Source organism: Labrenzia sp. PHM005, assembly GCF_006517275.1.
Taxonomy (GTDB): Bacteria; Pseudomonadota; Alphaproteobacteria; order Rhizobiales; family Stappiaceae; genus Roseibium.
The window spans coordinates 4,304,043-4,324,084 of record NZ_CP041191.1 but is presented as its reverse complement, the minus strand read 5'-3'; the positions used below and the strand labels follow the sequence as shown (position 1 = coordinate 4,324,084).

General features: G+C 56.3%; 14 protein-coding genes. 6 read left to right on the top strand and 8 right to left on the bottom strand.

Going from position 1 to position 20,042, the window contains the following annotated elements; translation table 11 throughout:
• Window positions 1–258 precede the first annotated feature (258 nt).
• The 6 genes from FJ695_RS19515 to FJ695_RS19490 all read right to left on the bottom strand — a co-directional run bounded on the left by FJ695_RS19515 (window position 259) and on the right by FJ695_RS19490 (window position 11,112).
• Window positions 259–4,605, bottom strand: coding sequence for a translocation/assembly module TamB domain-containing protein (locus tag FJ695_RS19515; protein ID WP_141186994.1), 4,347 nt, complete (start codon window positions 4,603–4,605; stop codon window positions 259–261).
• A gap of 5 nt (window positions 4,606–4,610) precedes the next feature.
• The gene (locus FJ695_RS19510) at window positions 4,611–6,497 is read right to left on the bottom strand and encodes an autotransporter assembly complex family protein (protein WP_209010733.1); all 1,887 of its coding nucleotides are present in this window, start codon (window positions 6,495–6,497) and stop codon (window positions 4,611–4,613) included.
• Window positions 6,498–6,792: 295 nt separating this feature from the next.
• Window positions 6,793–7,704 (bottom strand): bifunctional methylenetetrahydrofolate dehydrogenase/methenyltetrahydrofolate cyclohydrolase FolD, encoded by a 912-nt coding sequence (gene folD / locus FJ695_RS19505; protein ID WP_141186992.1) that lies wholly within the window; start codon window positions 7,702–7,704, stop codon window positions 6,793–6,795.
• A 132-nt stretch (window positions 7,705–7,836) separates the two neighbouring features.
• Window positions 7,837–9,006 (bottom strand): AGE family epimerase/isomerase, encoded by a 1,170-nt coding sequence (locus tag FJ695_RS19500; protein ID WP_141186991.1) that lies wholly within the window; start codon window positions 9,004–9,006, stop codon window positions 7,837–7,839.
• A 177-nt stretch (window positions 9,007–9,183) separates the two neighbouring features.
• Complete coding sequence (locus tag FJ695_RS19495; protein ID WP_141186990.1) at window positions 9,184–9,552, bottom strand: GFA family protein; 369 nt, start codon at window positions 9,550–9,552, stop codon at window positions 9,184–9,186.
• Between the two features lie 18 nt (window positions 9,553–9,570).
• Complete coding sequence (locus FJ695_RS19490) at window positions 9,571–11,112, bottom strand: trimethylamine methyltransferase family protein (protein WP_141186989.1); 1,542 nt, start codon at window positions 11,110–11,112, stop codon at window positions 9,571–9,573.
• Between the two features lie 375 nt (window positions 11,113–11,487).
• On the opposite strand from FJ695_RS19490, the gene FJ695_RS19485 reads away from it, so the two are divergent.
• From FJ695_RS19485 to FJ695_RS19475, 3 genes are all read left to right on the top strand, one after another.
• Complete coding sequence (locus tag FJ695_RS19485; RefSeq protein ID WP_141186988.1) at window positions 11,488–14,049, top strand: FAD-dependent oxidoreductase; 2,562 nt, start codon at window positions 11,488–11,490, stop codon at window positions 14,047–14,049.
• Window positions 14,050–14,375: 326 nt separating this feature from the next.
• Window positions 14,376–15,407, top strand: a complete 1,032-nt coding sequence (gene bmt, locus FJ695_RS19480) for a betaine--homocysteine S-methyltransferase (RefSeq protein WP_141186987.1) — start codon at window positions 14,376–14,378, stop codon at window positions 15,405–15,407.
• A 68-nt stretch (window positions 15,408–15,475) separates the two neighbouring features.
• Window positions 15,476–15,844, top strand: coding sequence for a VOC family protein (locus FJ695_RS19475; RefSeq protein WP_371708793.1), 369 nt, complete (start codon window positions 15,476–15,478; stop codon window positions 15,842–15,844).
• A gap of 63 nt (window positions 15,845–15,907) precedes the next feature.
• Here FJ695_RS19475 and FJ695_RS19470 read toward each other — a convergent pair whose 3' ends face one another.
• A complete protein-coding gene (locus tag FJ695_RS19470; RefSeq protein WP_141186986.1) occupies window positions 15,908–16,300 on the bottom strand; it encodes a GFA family protein in 393 nt (130 codons plus the stop codon).
• 120 nt (window positions 16,301–16,420) lie between these two features.
• Here FJ695_RS19470 and FJ695_RS19465 point away from each other — a divergent pair, with 120 nt between their 5' ends.
• From FJ695_RS19465 to FJ695_RS19455, 3 genes are all read left to right on the top strand, one after another.
• A complete protein-coding gene (locus FJ695_RS19465; protein ID WP_141186985.1) occupies window positions 16,421–17,269 on the top strand; it encodes a TIGR02285 family protein in 849 nt (282 codons plus the stop codon).
• A gap of 166 nt (window positions 17,270–17,435) precedes the next feature.
• A complete protein-coding gene (locus tag FJ695_RS19460; protein WP_168206428.1) occupies window positions 17,436–18,779 on the top strand; it encodes a ferric reductase-like transmembrane domain-containing protein in 1,344 nt (447 codons plus the stop codon).
• Window positions 18,780–18,880: 101 nt separating this feature from the next.
• A complete protein-coding gene (locus tag FJ695_RS19455; RefSeq protein ID WP_141186983.1) occupies window positions 18,881–19,309 on the top strand; it encodes a PaaI family thioesterase in 429 nt (142 codons plus the stop codon).
• A gap of 5 nt (window positions 19,310–19,314) precedes the next feature.
• Here FJ695_RS19455 and FJ695_RS19450 read toward each other — a convergent pair whose 3' ends face one another.
• The gene (locus tag FJ695_RS19450) at window positions 19,315–20,037 is read right to left on the bottom strand and encodes a hypothetical protein (RefSeq protein ID WP_141186982.1); all 723 of its coding nucleotides are present in this window, start codon (window positions 20,035–20,037) and stop codon (window positions 19,315–19,317) included.
• Window positions 20,038–20,042 lie beyond the last annotated feature (5 nt).

Here is a 20,042-nt window from a genome sequence, read left to right as displayed (position 1 = left end):
TTGATCCGTTGTCTTCAGGCATTTCGACCGCGGGATAAACGGATTCCTGTGGCTCTGATGGCAAGTCTATTTTGTGAAGATGGGTCATGGCGCGAACCTCGCACGTTCTGGGTGTGCACCGCAACAGGCCGGAGGCGAATTGTCGCAAAAAGAAAGCTGGGTGGCGGTTTTCTGCTGCAAAACTGCTAAAAATACCGGTGGCAGTTGACGCGTTTTGACGGAAAACAACCAGAAACGGCCCCAAAATCCATTGCCGCCTCAATACTCACGTTCAAAAAAGATACCCGCCTTTGAGGATCCGTCTGCACCGACTTCGCCGCGAACCTTTAATCCCCGGTCGAGATCGATATCGACTTTGACCCGGCTGGAATCGCTGCGGGTGCCTTGTTCAACACCGAGGTAGATGTTGTCGTTGATATAGCGGCCGACGGAAACTGAAGGCCCGTCCTCGCCGGAGGTGTCGATATCGATCGCATCGAGACCGAGCGACTTGCGGATTTGGGCGAGCGGACCGCTGTCACTGCCACCGGTCAGCGTGGCGATCGCAGCACCAAGCTGGGCGATTTGCGATGCCGAAAGATTGCCCACCCGTTTGCCGAAGAGCAACAGGGCAAGGACTTCATCTTGTGGAAGTTCCGGCGAAGATGAGAAACTAATTTCCGGATTGTCGGCATCGCCGGAGACTTTCACCGTGATGGTGGTGTCACTGACCGTTGAGGTGGCGGCGAAATCGAGAACCGGCGTCATCGATCCTTCGAAGGTTGCCCGCCCGTACGAGAAGGTTAAACGTCGCGTCAGGATGTCGAATTGCCCTCGGCGCAGCGAAAACGCACCGACGGCTTGTGGATCCGCTGTAGTACCCACCACTTTAAGATTGCCTTCCAGCTCCGCATCGAGACCCCGGCCGCGAACAAAAATCCGACCAGGTGCTGAGACCAGGACGTCGAGGCGGGGGGGATTGCTCTTTTGCTCTGTAGCGCTTTGCTTTTTACCGCCGCCCAATTCGGCTGCCTGCCGGCGGACTGCGGCTGACGCATGCAGATGGCGCACTTCCACAGGCGCGATCGCACCAGGGAGCGACTCCGGTATGGAAACATCGGCTTTGTTGATGGTGACCGTTCCACCAATCAGCGGTGCGGCGGAGGCTGATGCCAGGGCCCCTGTCACGGATATCTTGGCATCGACTTCGGCATTGACGAGGCCGGGATCAATGTAGCGGGCTCTATCAAGCGCCAAGGTTAGATTGGCAGGAGATCCATTTTTCATGCCGACCGTTCCGGTCGCCGACAGCGATCCGCCTGTTGCCAGATCACCTGCGATGCCGTTCAAAGAGGCCTGGTCTTGAGTGATTGCAGCAGAGCCCCGGATGTTTTGCACGGTCAATCCGGTCGACAAGCTGGTGATTTTTAAGCCCGAAGGGGCTGCCGTGAGAGTGTAGGCAGGCGCTTGGGCGTTGCCACCCACGGTGCCTTTCAAGGAGACACCGCCATCTGCCCGGATCCCGGCTTCCAACAGCGGGCGTCTCAGGGCTGCCATCGGGATAGTTCCCGCGACAGAGAGCGAAATTGGCTGAGGCGATTTGAGACCAATGCGGCCGTCTGCACTGACCGACAAGCCACTGGCATCGGTGAGTTTGGTCTGCTGGTTGATTTGATTGTTTTTGAGCGTCCCGGTGGACGATAGCCCCAGAGCGGAGAGGCCATTTGCTTTAAGCGGGGCGGCAGTCAGGCCAGCACCGGTTAAAGTCCAGTCCGCTTGCGGATCCGAGGCACTGCCGGTTGCAGAAACTGAGCCTGAAAGGGTGCCTCCGATATCAAGGGACGGAACAAAGGCGTTGGCAAGCGAGAGGGGGACTGCATTGAGAGCCGCCTGTAGCCCGAGTGTTTGACCCGCAGAGCCGGAAATCGACAAAGATCCTTTGCCAAGAGCCAGCTCCAACGGCGAAATGTCCGCCGTGCCGTCTGTATAGCGGATCGCCGCGGGGTGTTTGAGCTGGCTCTTGATGCCTTGGTACGTCAGTGCCAGCTGGTTGAGGGCCAGCGTATAGCTATCTGCCGAAGGTTGGCTTAGGTGCGCGGACAGCGATAGGCCATCTTCAGCACCTTCTTCGAGTTTTACATCCGCATTTAAAGCAGTGCCGTCGCCGGCTGGCCGGGCCGTGATATCAGCGCTGCGCACAGGTGTTGCCGGTGTGATGAGATCAGTGAGCTGAAGATGGGCGGAAAGGCTTCTGGGATCGTATGGCTGGGTCAGATCCGCCTTTAAACTGAGAGACCCGAGACTGAGGGACGGGATGTCGATATCGGCGCCCGTCAGATCCAGCAGGAGCTTGGTCTTGTCCGGATCCGCCGTCAGCGTTCCCTTTACGCTGCCGCTGAGATCTGTGAGTACCAGCGGCGAGATTGACGCCAGGTCCGGTGCATCAATCTTCAACGCACCGCTTAAGGTCTCCAGCGGCTTATCCAGATCTGAGACGGTAAGAGCGCCGGTCACACTGTTGCCCGCAAGGCGTATGGCGAGCGGATCAAGGTCGGCAGAACCCTTATCACTCGTCAAATCCACATCAATTGAGACATTCTGGCCGCTGAGATCGGCTGATCCCTTGATATCCGCAGACGGCGCTGTACGGTCGGCAATCGCGTCGACGTTAAGATCCAGATTGTCGAGCGGCGTCCCGGCCAAAAGAATTTGTTTTGAACGGGCGGACGCCGAGATTTCAAGCTTGTCGACTGGTCCGGTGGTTTTAGCGCTCAAATCAAGGGCGCCCCCCAACTGGGGATCGGCTCGGGCGAGCTCAAGCAGAGACAGGGACAGATTTGATGTCAGGGCACCATTTGAATAATCGGCGGCCGCTGTGGCGTTAAGAGTGGCGTTTTTGACCGACAAATCCTGGATTGAAATCGACGTTGGACCGTTGAGTGCGATCGATCCGGTGACATCGGTTTTGCCGTGCAAGAGGGCATCTGCTTGGCGCACGCCAGTTTTTATATCGTTCCCGGCAGCAGAAAACTCGGCCGTGCCGGAGAGTGCGGTCGGGTTAACATCAAACGAGATGTTGGCTGCAAGCGCTCCTCCGAGATCACGGCCCGCCAATTGGGATAGAAACGCGAGATCGAAAACAGAAACATTCCCGTTCCCAGCGGCTTTGTCTTGCGAAAGGACTGTGTCTGAGAGGCCAATGTCGGCCACATTGGATTTCACATCCAATGTCACCAAATTGACAGACTTCTCAGCGGCCTTGAGGTGGCCATTGGCTGTGGCCGAAAGCCTGCCGGACAGCGCCTGTGTCTCGGGTGCCAGCCCCTGAAACCCATGGACATCCAAATCGAAGTTGAACGGTGTCGCGAGTATATTGGGGGTAAAGTCCGCTCCAGAACCGCTGGCTTTCAACGTGAGTCGGTCAACCTGGGCTTCTGTTGTCTGAAACGATTGCAGCCCGGCCTCCGCGGTCCAGTCGGCGGAAGTCAGCGGGCCATCAGCAGAAAGCTGAGCGTGAACGGGGCCAAAAGCAACGCGGCGTCCGTCGAAGTCAACGGCAATCAGCGCGTCGTTTCCTGCATTGATCGTCAGATCGGCCTTCGCGGAGATCCGATCCTCAACGATTTCCCCCTTGCCCGACAGTGTGACGGTCTGCGTTTTCAGATCAATCTCACCTTCATACGGCGCAAAGTTCAATGAAAAATCCGCACTGCCTGTCGCACGTGTGGTTCCGAGCAAAAACGCTTGAATTTCCGGCGGAGCGAGTGGCGCAAGATCGCCGTCCAAATCAAAGGTCAGGTTCCGGATGGCGAGGGTTTTGGTCAGTTTCGCGTTACCAGAGACGGTTTGATGTCCGTCCAGGGAAATGGCCAGATCCGCAGCCCAATCATCAATCGGCCCGCTGCCTGTCAGCGTCAAACCCAAAGCCGGCAGATTGGGCACATCCATAAGCCGGGCCGCTATACCGCCGCGTGGTTCAGACGCTTTGATGTCGAAGGTTAGTGTTTCATCTTCGGGGGCAAACTCTGCGCTCGCGGTCAGAAATCCGTCAACGCCATCGATCCGTTTGACGCTCAACTCGGCTGCAAACACCGCCGGCTCCAGCGCAGCTGTCCCGGACCCGGTGAGCGCCATGGCTATTGGAGTTCCCAGAACTGGTTCGCCGAGATTGATTTCTCTAACAGTCAACGCATTCAAAGAAATGTCGAACGGCAACCCAAAGGATGATTGGGATGTATTTGCAGTGTCATTATTGGGTTCGGCCGCGTCTGTAGAGTGCGGCAACCGATTGAAATCAAGCCGTTTCAGCGCGACGGCATCAAGATCCAAAGAGCCGGACAACAAATGTGACGGCGACCAGGAGAGATTGATTTCTTCTGCTTCCAGCCACAGGCCGGTGTCATCTGCAATCGCAATCCTTTTTGCCGAAGCATCCAGACCAAAGCCGATGTAGAGGTCTTCAATCTCGACAGTTTGTCCGGGTTTTGAGGCAAGGTCACTGACCACATTTGAAAGCAAAGTCCGTCCCGACGGGAATTGCAGGCAAACAATTACAAACAGTGGCACTGCGACGGCGACCGCGGCAAGCAGTCCGAAAATCCGCAAGGAGAGCTTTAAAAAACGCATTGGCGTCAGAAGGCCTGGCTCAGTCCGACATAAAGGGCAAAATCCGGATCATCCTTTTCCGGATCCAACGGCACCGCCGCGTCGACGCGAAGCGGTCCTATGGGGGTAAAATAGCGCAGGCCAGCACCAACGCCTACCTTCAGGCCGTCAGAAAAGTCGGGAATGGTGTCTTCATATGCATTACCGGCATCGACAAAGCCGACAATGCCGATCTTATCCGTGATTTTGACCCGGACTTCGCCTGACATTTCTACGAGCGACCGGCCGCCGACAACTTCGCCGTTCAAACGTGGCCCGACATTGCGGTAGGCATATCCGCGAATGGAGCCACCGCCGCCGGCAATCAAACGCCGGTTCGCAGGAACGGCGGACACCGACGGCGCGATGATCGATCCAGCAGAGAGCTTGCCTGCAAGGATAAACCGTTTGGCGTCATCCAATGCGTAGTAGGTCGAAACCGTGCCCTTCAGGAATCCCATTCCGTTAGAGTTTTTGGCGTCATAGGCCGGTTCGCCGAACACGGCAGCAAAGATGCCTTCTGACGGATTGAGCTTGTTGTCGCGGTTGTCGAATGTCAGATCCGCAGGCAAGCCAACCAGCAGGTACTGGTTTTCGCCAAATGCATCTTCTTCATCGGCATATTGAATTTCTGCGCCAACTCTTCCGCGTGTCGTCTCGCTGAACTCGCGGCTCAGATATGCATCATAAGTCATCGTCCGGCTGATATAGGCATCCGGATTTTCCTGCCGGGCTTCAAAGCTTGTTGAGAAGCTGGTCAAGGGACCCAAGACACCAGGCTTTTCAAAGGCCACCCGTGCAGAGTATTCCTGTTTCGAAATGTTCTCCGATCCAATGCGGCCAACTGAGCCTTCGACAGACAAGGTTTCGCCGCCGCCGAATAGGTTGCGCCGACGCCAATAGGCCTCCGCACTGAACCCTTCCGAACTGGACCAAGAGGCCCCGGCGCCGATCACATGGCGCTTACGCTCGCTGACTTCGATGGTGATTGGCAGTGTGCCGTCTGGTCCCGCGACATCGCCCTCGACAAAGCGCACGGATGAAAAGATACCAAGATCATTCAGCCGCTTGCGGGCTCTCGCAATATCCTCGGGCGAATAAGTGCCACCTTCCGGGATCATGGCTTGCTGAACCACGAAACCTGGTTTGGTGACGTCGGTTCCCGATACCGTCACAGCACCGAAGCGGGCCTTCGGGCCGGCATCGGCAACAATCGTTGCGTCCAGGGTCTTCGTGGCGTGGTCCGCTGTTATCCGGCGTTCCGCGATTTTCGCTTTTGGATAGCCCCGGCCACGCAGGAGCGAAACGATGCGTTTTTCGGCGCTCAGGATCTTTCCGGAACCGGCCGGGTCGCCCGGCGCGAGACCCCAGAATGACGGGTCGGTCGAAAGTTCGCTGTTGCGGCTTTCGATCGAGACTTTGCCAAATGTAAAAGCCGGGCCCGGGTTAACGAGAATGCGGACATTCACCGGCCGTGCATCCGGCAAACCAGCGCGCTCCAGCGCCGATTCCAGCGGCAATCGGTTCAGTGAGATATCGACCGTTCCGCCATAATGACCAGCGGCATAAAGGCGGGCAATCAACCTTTCCCGGTCGGACAGAGCACGGGCGATCAGACCGGCTTCTCCAGAAGGGGGCTTTTCCTGCTGACGGACCAGCAAGGATGCAGACGTCAGCTCTGATGCCAGTTCACCATCGTCACCGTCCGAAACGGACAGTTCGGCTTGATAAGAGATTGGATCCGGAACGGCTTCGGCTTCTTCCTTGGCGCTTTCAAAAAACTTCCAGCCGAAGATTTCAACGGCATTTACGGGAACCGGTAGGCCTAACAACGGCAAAGCGATGAATAAAGGCAGAAATCTGCGCGCAGACACAGCAAGACACGCCGCATTTTTTGCTAAAATGCTTGCGTAAAATGCGCTGAAGCGCTTGGACCGGATAAAACCCGATCCCTGAGACGGTAGACCCTTCACTTACTGCCGCCTGTTCAGGTTCAAAGCCGCCAATCTGGATAACAGAAAATACCGTTTTGAATCGGCAACTTGTCCGCGTTTGCAGCCCCTACAAGACGGATTTTAGTGCCGTCATGGTTAAGAGGCTGTCAACGTCGATAGACCACGGGCCCGGGTTGAATGCAAGGCGGCAGATCCGGGCACTCGACTGTGCGCTTTAAAACAGCGGCTCGTCGTCTGGAAGACCCATCAAGCGGCGGGCAGCTGTCAGGGTGTTGACCATCAGCATTGCGATGGTCATCGGGCCAACACCACCGGGCACAGGTGTGATCGCGCCTGCATGGCCCGCTGCTTCATTGAAAGCGACATCACCAACCAGGCGGGACTTGCCTTCGCCTTTTTCCGGGGCCGGAATGCGGTTGATGCCGACATCGATGACCGTGGCGCCTGCCTTAATCCAGTCGCCCTTGATCATCTCCGGACGGCCAACCGCTGCAACAACGATATCGGCAGCGCGGACGACGTCCGGCAAATCTTTCGTGCGGCTGTGAGCGATGGTGACAGTGCAGCTTTCAGCAAGCAGAAGGGCCGCCATCGGTTTGCCGACAATGTTGGAGCGGCCGACAACGACGGCGTTTTTGCCGGAAAGGGTGTCACCCAATGTGCGTTTCAAAAGGATCATGCTGCCGGCTGGCGTGCAGGGAACCAGCGCACTGTCGCGCTCGCCAGCAGTCAGCAGGCCCACATTGACCGGGTGAAAGCCGTCGACATCTTTTTCCGGCTTGATCAGGCGCAGCACTTTGCTCTCATCAATATGGCCGGGCAGGGGGAGTTGAACCAGAATACCGTGAATGTCTTCGTCGTTGTTGAGTTGATCAACAAGCGCAAGAACGGCCTCTTCGCTCGATTCTTCCGGCAGAGTGTGTTTGACGGAGTGGAAACCGCAAGCTTCCGCAGCGCGGTCCTTGTTGCGGACATAAACCTGGCTGGCTGGATCCTCGCCGACAAGAACTACTGCAAGACCCGGGCGCTTGCCGGTTTCGCTCAAGAGTTTGGCAGCGCGTTCCGTGATTTCGCCGCGTACAGATTCCGCAATAGCTTTGCCGTCGATGATTTGAGCTTCTGGCATTCCGCCTCCCTTAACCGAAAGACCGGTCTTTTGTTTCATGTCTGGTGCTCACCTATAGAGCGCCAAGCTGTTCTGTAAATTGCGGAAAACGTCGCATCATGCTCTGCTTTCGCCATTTACCGGTTTGACTGGTTACAGCGACTTGGCAAAGGCGTTCAATTCGGAGATGGCGCAAACGATATGATAGAGCGAACTGGCGGGTGCAGGTTCGTCTTCAAAGGTGCCGTCGACATTCCATTTGTCGCGGTATAGGCCCGCTGGAACATCTTCAAAATAGGCCGAGAGGGCTGCGACGGACAAAGAGATGTCTGCAACATAGGCCTCCCGTTCCGGCCCGGCGGAGATTCCGGCCAGCGCAATGGCGGCTTTGATCCATTCGGTTTGCCCCCAGAGGCGGGCGATTGGGTCGCGTACGCTGAAATCGTCATTGATGGCCATGAAAGCCGCGCCGCGGCTCTCATCGATGCCGTAAGTCCAAGCAATGTCATAAAGGCGCCGCGCAGCCACAAGCGCATCCGCATCGCGGCGCGACGTGCCCCAGCGGACCAGCAGCCAGGCCCACTCAAAAAGGTGGCCCGGTTCGATCGTGCGTCCTTCATCTCCCGGTAATGGGGCCCAGTGTAGATCAAAAAACTCGCGAAGACCGCCATTCACCGGATCAATCAACCGGGTCAGCGCGAGTTCCGCCAGTTCGTCAGTCAGGTTTGACCAGGCCGGGTCCTTCGAGACAGCTTCCCAGGCCATGCAGGCTTCCAGCAAATGCATGTGCGGGTTGGCGCGTAAAGGTATGCGGTCCGGGACATCTTCCCTGAAGCCAATGTCGGGATGCTTGTAAGTTTTGTAGAGGGTTTCCAAGAGCGATTTGGCTTCGGTTTCAGCCGTGCTGGCACAGGCCGGGATTTTATCGGCCATCTGGGCGAGGGCAAACAGCACAAAGGCCTGATTGTAAAGATCGAACCTGGAATCCGTCAGAGTGTTGTTAATTGAAACTGCGGCGGCAAAAGTGCCATCGGCCAAGCGGTAAGTTTCGCTCAACCAGGCCCAAAGCCGAGTGGCGATGTCTTCAGCTGGGCCACTCCAGCCGAGCCTGGCCCCTTCAAGGAATGAATAAATCTGGCGCGGTGCGACCCGGGCACGGCGGTCTATTGGAGCTCCAGCCTTCGTTTCCAGGTCGATAACTTCAAAACATTCGCCCGTATCAGGCGCAATGCCACCAGCATGCCAGGCGGGGAGCGCGTCTTCCGTCAACCATTGGGTCAGGTCGTCAGCGAGCTTTTTAACTTGCGCGGTTTCAGAAGACATGGCGGCCTATCGAGATAATGGGGCGCAATGGGCGCCCAATGAACGGGAAGTCCGCGCACGTTAGACCAAGGGTGCAGCGGCAATCAAACCTGCATTTCAAGATTGTGGGTTTTGGTGGTAATTCGTGGGGGAAATTACTGGTCACTGATTGAGCCGGAAAAACCAGCTCTCAAAGTTTTAGTCGGATTCCGTTTGCGGCAGCTCGTAATAATCGCCCTTTGACTCGCAATAGATATGGCTGGCAATGCGCAGGCCAGTGGCCCCATCCAAAGTCCCAGCCATGATGGAAACGACATCTTTGCCATCAGGCTCCCAGAACATCTGGCTTCCACAGACCGCACAAAATCCGCGTTTTGCGGTCTCAGATGAGCGGAACCAGGTGAGATGTTCGCCGCCAGTAATGTGTAAATCGCCTTTTGCCGCTTGGCTCGCGGCTACGAAATGACCGGATGTCTTACGGCACTGGACGCAATGACAAGCAATAACGGGGCGCAATGGCCCCGTTACCTCATAGGTGACACATCCGCAAAGGCAGCTGCCTTTCATCGTGTCATACCTTTCCGGTCAGACGTTGCTGTCCGGGAACGACGCCTTGCGTTCTGCCATATAGGCTTGCAGGGCTTCGTCGATGCCCGGATCAAGCTCCGGGCCGGTGTAGGCAGCCAGTTGCTCTTTCCAGATCTTGTTGGCACGCCAGGCGGCATCCAATTCACCGTCCGCCAGCCATTGCTCATAAGAATTGTTGTCGGCAACAGACGAACGGTAGAACGCGCTCTCAAAGTTGCGCTGCGTGTGGGCGGCGCCAAGGAAGTGGCCGCCCGGGCCGACTTCTTCCAGCGCGTCCATCGCGAGCGTTTCGTCGTTGACGTCAATGCCTTTGGCCAAGACATGCATCATGCCGAGCTGATCGGCGTCCATGATGAACTTCTCGTAAGACGAACACAGGCCGCCCTCGAGCCATCCGGCGGAGTGCAGGCAGAAATTGACACCGCTTTGGACGGTTGCTGTGATGGTTTGCGCGGCTTCCTGAGCAGATTGTGCATCTGGCACTTTGGAGGCTGTGAACGAGCCGCCTGAGCGGAACGGCAAGCCGGCCCGACGGGCCAGTTTGGCAGCGCCGTTGAGCAGGAGCGAGCCTTCCGGACTGCCGAAGGTCGGTGCACCGGATTGCATGGAGATGGAGCTGACAAAGGCGCCAAACACAACAGGAGCGCCTGGGCGCACCAGCTGGGTGAGAGCACAGCCAGCCAACGCTTCAGCCAGAACCTGGGCCAGCGTGCCGGCAACGGTTACCGGGCTCATCGCGCCGGCCAAAATGAACGGCGAAACAATACAGGCCTGATTGGCGCGGGCGTAGACTTTCAGTGCGCCGAGCATGGTCGCGTCAAACACCAGCGGGGAATTGGCGTTGATCAGCTGGATCATCACACAGTTCTGGTCGACGAAGTCTTCGCCGAACGTGATCTGAGCCATACGGACCGAATCTTCGGCACGCTCAGGAGCAGTCACAGACCCCATAAATGGCTTGTCGGAGTATTTGATATGGGAATAGACCATATCAAAGTGGCGCTTGTTCACCGGAAGATCGACCGGCTCACAGACGGTGCCGCCGGAATGGTGCATCCACGGTGACATGTAGGCGAGCTTCACGAAATTGCGGAAATCTTCGATGGTGCCGTAACGGCGGCCCTGATCGAGATCGGTCACAAAGGGAGGGCCATAAACCGGCGCGAACACAAGGTTGTTGCCGCCAATTTCGACGTTACGCGCTGGATTGCGCGCGTGTTGGGTGAATTGCGATGGCGCCGTTTTCAGGATCTCGCGCAGCATGCCTTTCGGAAAACGCACACGCTCGCCATCGACTTCAGCGCCAGCGATCTTCCAGATGTTCAAGACGTCCGGATCTTCCCGGAATTCCAAGCCAATTTCTGCCAAAATGCGGTCTGCATTGGCTTCGATGATGGCGGCGCCTTCATCGCTCAGAACTTCGTAGTTTGGAATACCCCGGCTGATATAGGGCGCGCCTACGAGACCTGAACCGGATTTGCGCCGTTCCCGGCGTGCTGATCGGCCACGGCGGCCAGTGCTGGCGGCGGCGTCTGACATTGTGGGGCTCCCTGAACAGTAAAATTTGTGTCGTTATGTCAAGTCTTAGAGAGGTTGACCAGCAACCTTTGTGCAGATGCGTCTTAACCTACTCTATTTCCGGCATAGAGTCTGAAGAGCGATGGAATGGTCGCCCGATGGCTTAGTCTCGTCGGTAAAACTATTCAGGTGTCGTGGCAACATGCCGCTATGCCGCAATTGAGCTATTTTGGCAGTCGATCTGCCGCAATACTGGCGGCCAAATGATCGAGGCTGGTTCACCTTGTCGGGTGTCCATCAGTATTGGTCGGAATAGATAAATCCGTCGTGGATGGAACACGCAGAAAGGGGCGGGCGATTGGCTGAGCGCCCCAGTCTACTAAAGAGGAATGAGAAATGTCAGCATTTCCTGACAAGGCACAAGTCGTCATCGTCGGTTTGGGCGGCATTGTCGGCGCATCGGTGGCGCACCACCTGATCGAGCGCGGCTGGACGGATGTTGTCGGCATCGACAAATCCGGCATTCCGACTGATATCGGGTCAACAGCGCATGCTTCCGACTTCTGCTACACCACCAGCCACGACTACCTGTCGGTCTGGACCACCCAGTATTCCATCGACTTCTTCGACAAAATGGGCTGCTACGCCCGTGTCGGCGGTCTTGAAATCGCCCGCACAGGTGACGATGCCTGGATGGAAGAAATCAAGCGCAAGGTAACCTCCGGCAAGGCGTTCGGCACCAATGTGCGCCTGGTGGATCCGAAAGAGATCAAGGAACTCTTCCCGCTTATCGAAGAAGATCAGGTGCAGGGCGGCATGTTCGATCCGGATGCCGGTCTTGTGATTCCACGGTCCCAAACTGTTTGCGGCAAACTGGTCGATGAAGCAGAGAAAACCGGCAAACTGAAATCCTTCGCCAACACACCGGCAACCTCGCTGGTTGTCGAAGACGGCAAGATCAAGGGTGTCGTAACCCACCGCGGCACGATCATGGCTGACCATGTTGTCGTGTGTGCCGGTCTCTGGGGGCGCCAGATCGCGGAAATGGTCGGTGAAGACCTGCCGGTTATGCCAGTCGATCACCCGCTGACGTTCTTTGGTCCGTACAACGAATTTGAAGGCACTGGCAAGGATATCGGCTATCCGCTCCTGCGCGACCAGGGCAATTCCGCCTATATGCGCGACACGGGCGACCCCAAGACCACAGAAGGCGGTCAGATCGAATGGGGTTACTACGAGCCGAATGAGCCGCGCATGTGCCATCCGCGCGATCTTCAGTCCAAGGAAGAAGCCCGCCTGTCGCCGTCTCAGCGCGATCTGGAAATGGAACAGGTTATCGAGCCGCTTGAAAAGGCGATGGAACTGACACCGGTCTTGGCGGAGCTTGGCTATAACGAAAGCCATTCCTTCAACGGTCTTCTGCAGGTGTCTGCGGCAGGTGGCCCGTCCTGCGGTGAAAGCCAGAAGGTGCGCGGCCTCTGGTACTGCGTTGCCATCTGGGTCAAGGACGGCCCAGGCTACGGCAAGCTGATTGCCGATTGGATCACCGATGGCCGGACCGAAATCGACCATGCGCCGATTGATTACTCTCGCTTCTACGCTCACCAGATGACTGAGAAATACATCGAAGACCGCTGCTATGAAGCCGCGCAGAAGATTTATTTCCCGGCGATCCATCCGCGTGAACCTTATGTTTCCAGCCGCGGCGTGAAACGCTCCCCATTCTATGAGCGGGAAGTGGAACTCGGCGGCTACTTCATGGAGCTTGGCGGCTGGGAGCGGGCGCACGGCTATGCGGCCAACGAGCACCTGCTGGAAAAATACGGCAACAAGGTTCCTGAGCGCAAAAACGAGTGGGACAACCGCCACTTCTGGCGGGTTTCCAATGCCGAACAGCTGGCGCTGTCCGAAGACTGCGGCATCATCAACCTGTCGCACTTTTATATGTTCGACGTTGAAGGCCCTGATCACGTTGCGCTGCTGGAATGGCTTTGTGCGGCCAAAATCGGCGGCGACAACAACATCGGCAAGGGCATCTACACCCACTTCCTCGATGATGAAGGCAATGTCCGTGCGGACTTGACCATCTTCCGCATGGAAGACCGGTGCCGCATCGTTGACGGCGCTGATGCAGGCCCGCGTGATTATCACTATGTTAAGCGCATGGCCGAAGACAAAGGTTTTGACGTCACCGTCACCGATGTGAGCGAAGAGTACACGACCATCGGTATCTGGGGTCCGAACGCCCGCGAGAACCTGAAAAAGGTCGTTTCCGATCCGGCTGCACTTGATCCGGAAAACTTCCCGTTCGCAGGCATCCGCAATATCGAGATTGCTGGCAAGAAGGTCTCCGCGCTCCGTCTGTCCTATGTCGGTGAGCAGGGCTGGGAGCTTCATATGAAGTATGAAGACGGTCTGGCTGTCTGGGATGCGCTTCGCGCAGAAGGGATCATGGCCGTTGGTGTTGAAACCTATGCCAACTCCCGCCGCATGGAAAAATCCTTGCGCCTGCAGAACGCTGATCTTCTGACCCAGTATAACCTCTATGAGGCGGACCTGGCCCGCCCGAAGGTTAAGGAAGCAGACTTCCGCGGCAAGGCGAAGCATTTGGAATACCGGGCGCGCGACAAGCAACCGGCCATGCTGTGCACATTGGTGATGCTGGAAGACACCGACGCCAGCGGTGTCGAACGGTTCCCGGTTGGCGCCATGCCGGTGCAGGATCCGGCGACTGGCCAGACACTGGTCGATGAACTCGGCCGTATCTCCTACACCACCTCGGTGGCCTATGGTCCGACCATCGGCAAGAACATTGCGCTTGCCTATCTGCCACAGGAATTCTGCGAAGTCGGCCGAAAGTTGCAGGTGGAGTATTTCTCTGAAACCTATCAAGTGGAAGTGGCCGGTGTCGGCTACGCGCCGCTCTACGATCCGGAGAATGCCAAGCCGCGGAGCTGATTGATCTCCGTTGGTCATCCCGGCCAAGCGAAAGTGCGAGCCGGGATCGGAGTGCCCGTGAACTTTGTTTATCCGCAAAGTGAAGTGGCTCACCGATCCAGGGTCTCGACTCCGTTTCGTCCGGGATGACGTTGACCGGTCTTGGAGATAGGTACTTTGCCGCCCCGGCCTCGAGCCGGGGCCCTATGGTTCCTGGTCCCGGTTCAAGACCGGGCCTGCATAGGTAGGGAAAAGAAAAACCCCGCGTGGACATCTGCGCGGGGTCTGCTATTGCAGGATCTTAAGATTGGCCGCGCGGCCTTAGGACGGTTTGGAAAGACAAAGAGATGTCGAAGTTTGAAGATCTTCTGGCCCGCAAAGGGGCATTGCTGGCGGATGGGGCAACGGGCACCAACCTGTTTGACATGGGCCTGGTTTCCGGCGATGCACCAGAGCTTTGGAACACGGACGAGCCGGAAAAGATCAAATCTCTTTACCGGTCCTTTGTGGACGCCGGCTCCGACATCATCCTAACCAACACGTTTGGCTGCAACCGGCACCGCTTGAAGCTGCACAATGCGCAAGACCGGGTGAAGGAACTCAACATCGCCGCAGTCAATCTCGCCAAGGAGGTTATTGCGGAGTCGGGCCGGGAAGTCCTTATCGGCGGTTCCATTGGGCCGACTGGCGAATTGTTCCTGCCGCTCGGCGCACTCTCTTATGAAGAGGGTGTCGAGGCGTTCAAAGAACAGATCGAGGGGCTTGTTGAGGGCGGTGTCGATATACTGTGGGCCGAGACCATGTCGGCAGTTGAAGAAATGAAAGCAGCGGCTGAAGCTGCAAAGGGGTTTGATCTGCCGCTGGTGATCACCGCAAGTTTCGATACCGCCGGAAAAACCATGATGGGCCTGGCGCCAAAAGGTCTGGGTGATCTGCAAAGCCAATTTGCCTGTACACCGGTCGCCATCGGTTCCAACTGCGGTGTCGGAGCGTCCGATCTTCTGGCAGCGATCATGGAGATCACCGAGGCCTTTCCCGACGCAATTGTCGTTGCCAAGGGCAACTGCGGTATTCCGCAGATCAAGGGCGATGAAGTGGTTTACACCGGCACGCCGGAACTGATGGCCGACTATGCCCGCATGGCGCTGGATGCCGGCGCGCGCATCATTGGCGGTTGCTGCGGCACATCTCCAGATCACTTGAAAGCCATGCGGGTCGCACTGGATACTTACAAGAAGGGCGTCCGCCCGACACTCGATCAGGTGATCGCCGAAATCGGCCCGCTGGTCTCACCTCCGAACAAGGAAGCGGATGCGGCGCGTGAAGCGGACGGCGAGGGCGCAGGTTCCGGCCGCCGAAGGGGGCGGCGGCGCGGTTGAAGTAAAGAGTTGGATGACAATCAAAGATTGAAACGCTAGCCTTCTTCTCGTTGTTAGACAAAGAGGGCATGATGGCACAATTCCGCTACTTGGTAGAAGATGTGGATGCGGCGATCGCGTTTTATCGCGATCGGCTCGGTTTCACGCTGAAACAGCAATTTGGTCCAGCCATGGCAATTCTTCTGCGGGACGATTTGGAACTCTGGCTAGCAGGGCCAATGGCGTCTGCCTCGAAACCTATGTCCAATGGAGCCCAACCGGGACCAGGCGGCTGGAACCGGTGCGTTCTTATGGTGTCCGGTATTGAGACCCTAGTTCAAAACATGGCGGAGAATGGAGTTACGTTTTTGAACGATGTTGTTTGCGGCCCTGGCGGCAAACAGGTCCTGTGCCGTGATCCGTCCGGCAATACCATTGAACTGTTCGAACCAGCCTGAACAAACGCTCTTCGCCTCGAAGGCAAGAATGATTACGATTGGATTTCAAAATACATTGACCGGTCAGCCGAATTTTGCCCGAAATTCGGCGCCGGTTAGTTTCTTGGTGTCTTCGGCAAAACAATAGTTTTCCGGCTTTTCGTCGATGAAATATTCCGCCCGCAATACCGATTCTGGATCTTCATCAAAGAGACCCGCCGGGACTCCATACATGTCGCCCGGTTTGGAATAAAAGAAGAGATGGGTGCCGCAGGTCGGGCAGAAGCCGCGGTCGGCACGTTTGGAAACCGAAAACCGCTTTATCTCACCTTTGAAGTCGGCCGATTTACATGGCACGGCCATAAACGGCCCACCGCTCCATTTCCGGCAGGTCCGGCAATGGCAGGCCTGGAGCGATGGAAGAGCGTCGGCTTCAAACGTGACGGCGCCGCATAGGCAAGATCCGGTTCTGCTCATGAGATTTCCTTATAATTGCCGAGTATAAGTACAGTACAGTATACGCAGTTTTTCCATTTTGATGATTTGGTCGAATGGTCGTATGTTATTCTCTAAGATTGGCAGCAATTGAAATTAGATATGATGTATCGATTCGTTCAATTACTAATCCTAGTTGCATTGTTGTCTATTTCAAAAGTTGCGCACTCCGGTGATGTTGTCACCTGGGCGAAAATGGATTTTCCGCCGGTGACCATTACGATCGGTGAAAATGCCGGTCAGGGTTATGGAGATTTGACCCGGAAGTATTTCACGGACCGTCTTCCGGAGTTCGATCACCAGCATTTGGACATGTCGATCAGCCGGATGGTTTCGCTGATGGAAACCAGAGACGGTGTTTGCGATGCGGCGATGTTCAAAACTCCGGATCGCGAGAAAGTTATGGTCTTCTCAGACCAGGTTTATTGGATCCAGGCGAACCGGATCATCTTTCTTTCGAAAAACAGAAGCCGGTTTGATCGCCACCTGACAGAAAATGAGACTGTTGATCTGGAAAGGCTCGCGGCTGACAAAACTCTGAACGGTGTTGTCGTTCGCGGGAGATCATATTCACCACGTATTGACGCCGCAGTTCAGCTGTTAGCCAAACAACCGCATTTTACCGAAGTCACTGATACCATTCAGATGTTCAAGATGCTTGAAAGAGAGCGCATTGATTGGGTTGCCGGTTACTCGTTTGAAGCGAATTTCTATTTTCGGAAATTGGGTTTGAGCAACGATTTATTGTCTTTTCGCGCAGAAGGGGATGCAGCTGTCATTCCGGGGTACTTTGCGTGTTCAGACGGGCCGGTTGGGCGCAGTGTCGTTGCCGGGATCAATCAACTCATCACCCAAGCGGGGCGCCCGCCCGAGTATCTCCAGTATTACAAAGGCTGGTTGGACAATCAGGCGCTTATGGACATCAACAAACTGATCGCGTCATTGAACTAGGGTCTGTGGCCGCTGTATGCCATTTGTTTATATGAGGCTTCCGGCAGTTGGTATTTGTTCTCTTCCGGTGCTTCCGGGTTGCCGAGTCCCCGAAAACAGTCTACCGCAACGCCCGGACTACCCCACTTTCGCTTTTAGCCTCAAGCCAGAACCGGAGCTTGGATTTATGCGCCCTATCGGCTTAACCCTGATTGTCCTTGCAACACTCGTTCCGATTTATTGGTACATTCCGCTTGGGGCGAACCGGGATGTGATCGCTCTTTTTAGCCAATATCTTGGTTCCGCCGCGCTGATCCTGATGGGGATCAATCAGTTTTTGGCAACACGCGTACCGGGGCTGGAAACTGTCTTTGGCCCGCTCGACCGGATTTATGTTCTGCACAAATGGCTTGGAATTGCGGCGCTTGTCGCTATGGGGCTGCACGATATTATTGACGCAGAAATGAACGGGCTGCGGGGCGGGCCACTCGCCGGGATAGCTGAAGATATTGGTGAAATCAGCCTCTACGGACTGATGATCCTGATTCTGGCTTCTGTCATCACTTTCATTCCCTATCATCTGTGGAAGTGGAGCCACCGGATCATCGGCGTCTTCTTCTTTCTCGGTGCGTTCCACTATTTCTTCATTGAAAAGCCGTTTTCCAACGCCGACCCGCTGGGGCTTTATATCTCTGCTTTCTGCGTCCTGGGAATTCTATCCTATATCTGGATGTCACTGCTTCGGCCGATGGCGCCGCGCGGCCACAAATACGAAGTGGATTTGGTGCGCCGTGTCGGTGGCCTGACGGAACTTGTTCTGCTGCCCAAAGGGCGCGGCATGAAACACAAGGCTGGGCAGTTTGCGTTTCTGTCGATTGATGGGGGCGGATTAGGAGAAGAGCATCCTTTCACCTTGAGCGGCGCTCCATCGAATGACCGAACCTTGCGGTTCTCGATCAAGGATCTCGGCGATTACACAGATCGTCTTCAGCGGAAAGTTCAGCCCGGCATGGAAGCAACGGTTTCCGGCCCCTTTGGGCACTTCAAGATGCCCACTGGGCGGGATCCGCAGGTCTGGATCGGCGCAGGTGTTGGCATCACGCCGTTTTTGGCCTTCGCTGAAAGCTTGAAGACGTCCGATACAGGCCCGGTCAAACTCTACTATTGCGTTCGTGAGCGGGATGACATTCCCTATGCGGTCGAACTGGAGCGGCTGGCAGAAGACGTCGAGACGTTGGAGGTGATCATCGTCAATACGACCGAAGGTATCCGGTTGACCGCTGACCGGATCGTTTCTGATCTCGGCGGCGATGTTTCGCAGGCCCATGTGTTCTTCTGTGGCCCAGTTCAAATGCGCAAGGCGCTGAAATCCGGTCTGGTGCTTAAAGGTCTGCGCGCCTCGCGCTTCCACTTCGAGGAATTCGAAATGCGCACCGGCATTGGTCTGGGTGCTCTGGCTGCCTGGTTGTGGGACCGGGGGACATTGGAAGTGGAAAAAAAGTTGGCTGCAAAGACCGAGCCAGCGGAATAGATACTCCAGGATACAAGGTCTCTTGCATTTTGTTCGTTTTGACGTTTACGTAATACCAAGCGGTATAAACGACGAAATTTGAACCAATTGGGAGATCTTGGATGCAGCCGGTCATGACTGCCGATGAAATCATGGACATGCTGGACGAGGTGTTTCCGCAGATCCATGCCGACGGCAAGGTCTATACCATTGAAAGTGTCGCGCCCGGCAAAGCGGTCCTGCGTTTGACGGCCAATGAGCGGCATCTGCGCCCCGGCGGGACGGTCTCCGGCCCGACGATGATGGCCATGGCGGATTTTGCGGCTTACGTCGTCACTCTGGCGCACATCGGCCCAGAGGCGCTGGCGGTCACCACCAACCTCAACATCAATTTTCTACGTAAGCCCGAACCGGGCGATCTTTTGGCGACCTGCCAGCTTTTGAAACTCGGCAAGCGCTTGGCCGTGGTGGATTGTTTTATTGCGGGGGACGGCCAAGAGGAACTGGTCGCGCACGCCACGGCGACCTATTCGATCCCACCCCGCAAATAAGTCAATCAATCTAAGGTCGTTGAACACAGCACCTTGGTGCCGTTGATCCGGAAGAACACCCCCCAGAACATGCTCTTTACGATAACGGATCCCGCCGGGGGCAGTCCGGCAGGCCGTTTTCCCTGAGCATGTTGTTCCAGCATCTTTAATCTTGCGAAATTGTAAGCGGTCGCTTCACCGCCAGAATGCGCGGTACTTGATGCCTGCATGGCTGCGGCTTTTACCGCCTCGACTTCGCGGGCATAGCTGCAGGGCCACGTATTCTCTGACGTGAGAACTTCAACAACTGCCTGCTGCATATCGCCTGCATCCGCCCGGCCGGCGACACCCAGCTGGTTGACAGCATCTTGCATCATGCCCTGAACAGCCGAGGCTTGTGTGCGTGTGGGGGCGGAAACGACTTTATACTCCTGGCGCAAGGGCGGCAGTCCGGTGCTTTCGGCAAACACGGTTGTCCGGTCGGCATCGGAGTGAACGGAAGTCGCAAGGATTGTTGTAGACATCTCCGTAGAAGAGCCAACTTCTGCGACTTTACCTTGAACAAAAGAATTGACGTCCTGTGTCCATTTTCGCCAGCCTGATGCAACATCGTCTTTGAGGGCAGGGGCAATGCCGCCGTTGGAGCAGGCCTCTGTTGTCTGAGCCAATTCACTCCGGGCAGATTCCAGTGCCCTGAGAACAGCTGTCATCTGGGTGTGTGCTGTTTGAAGATCTTGTTGCCAAGGCATGTCGT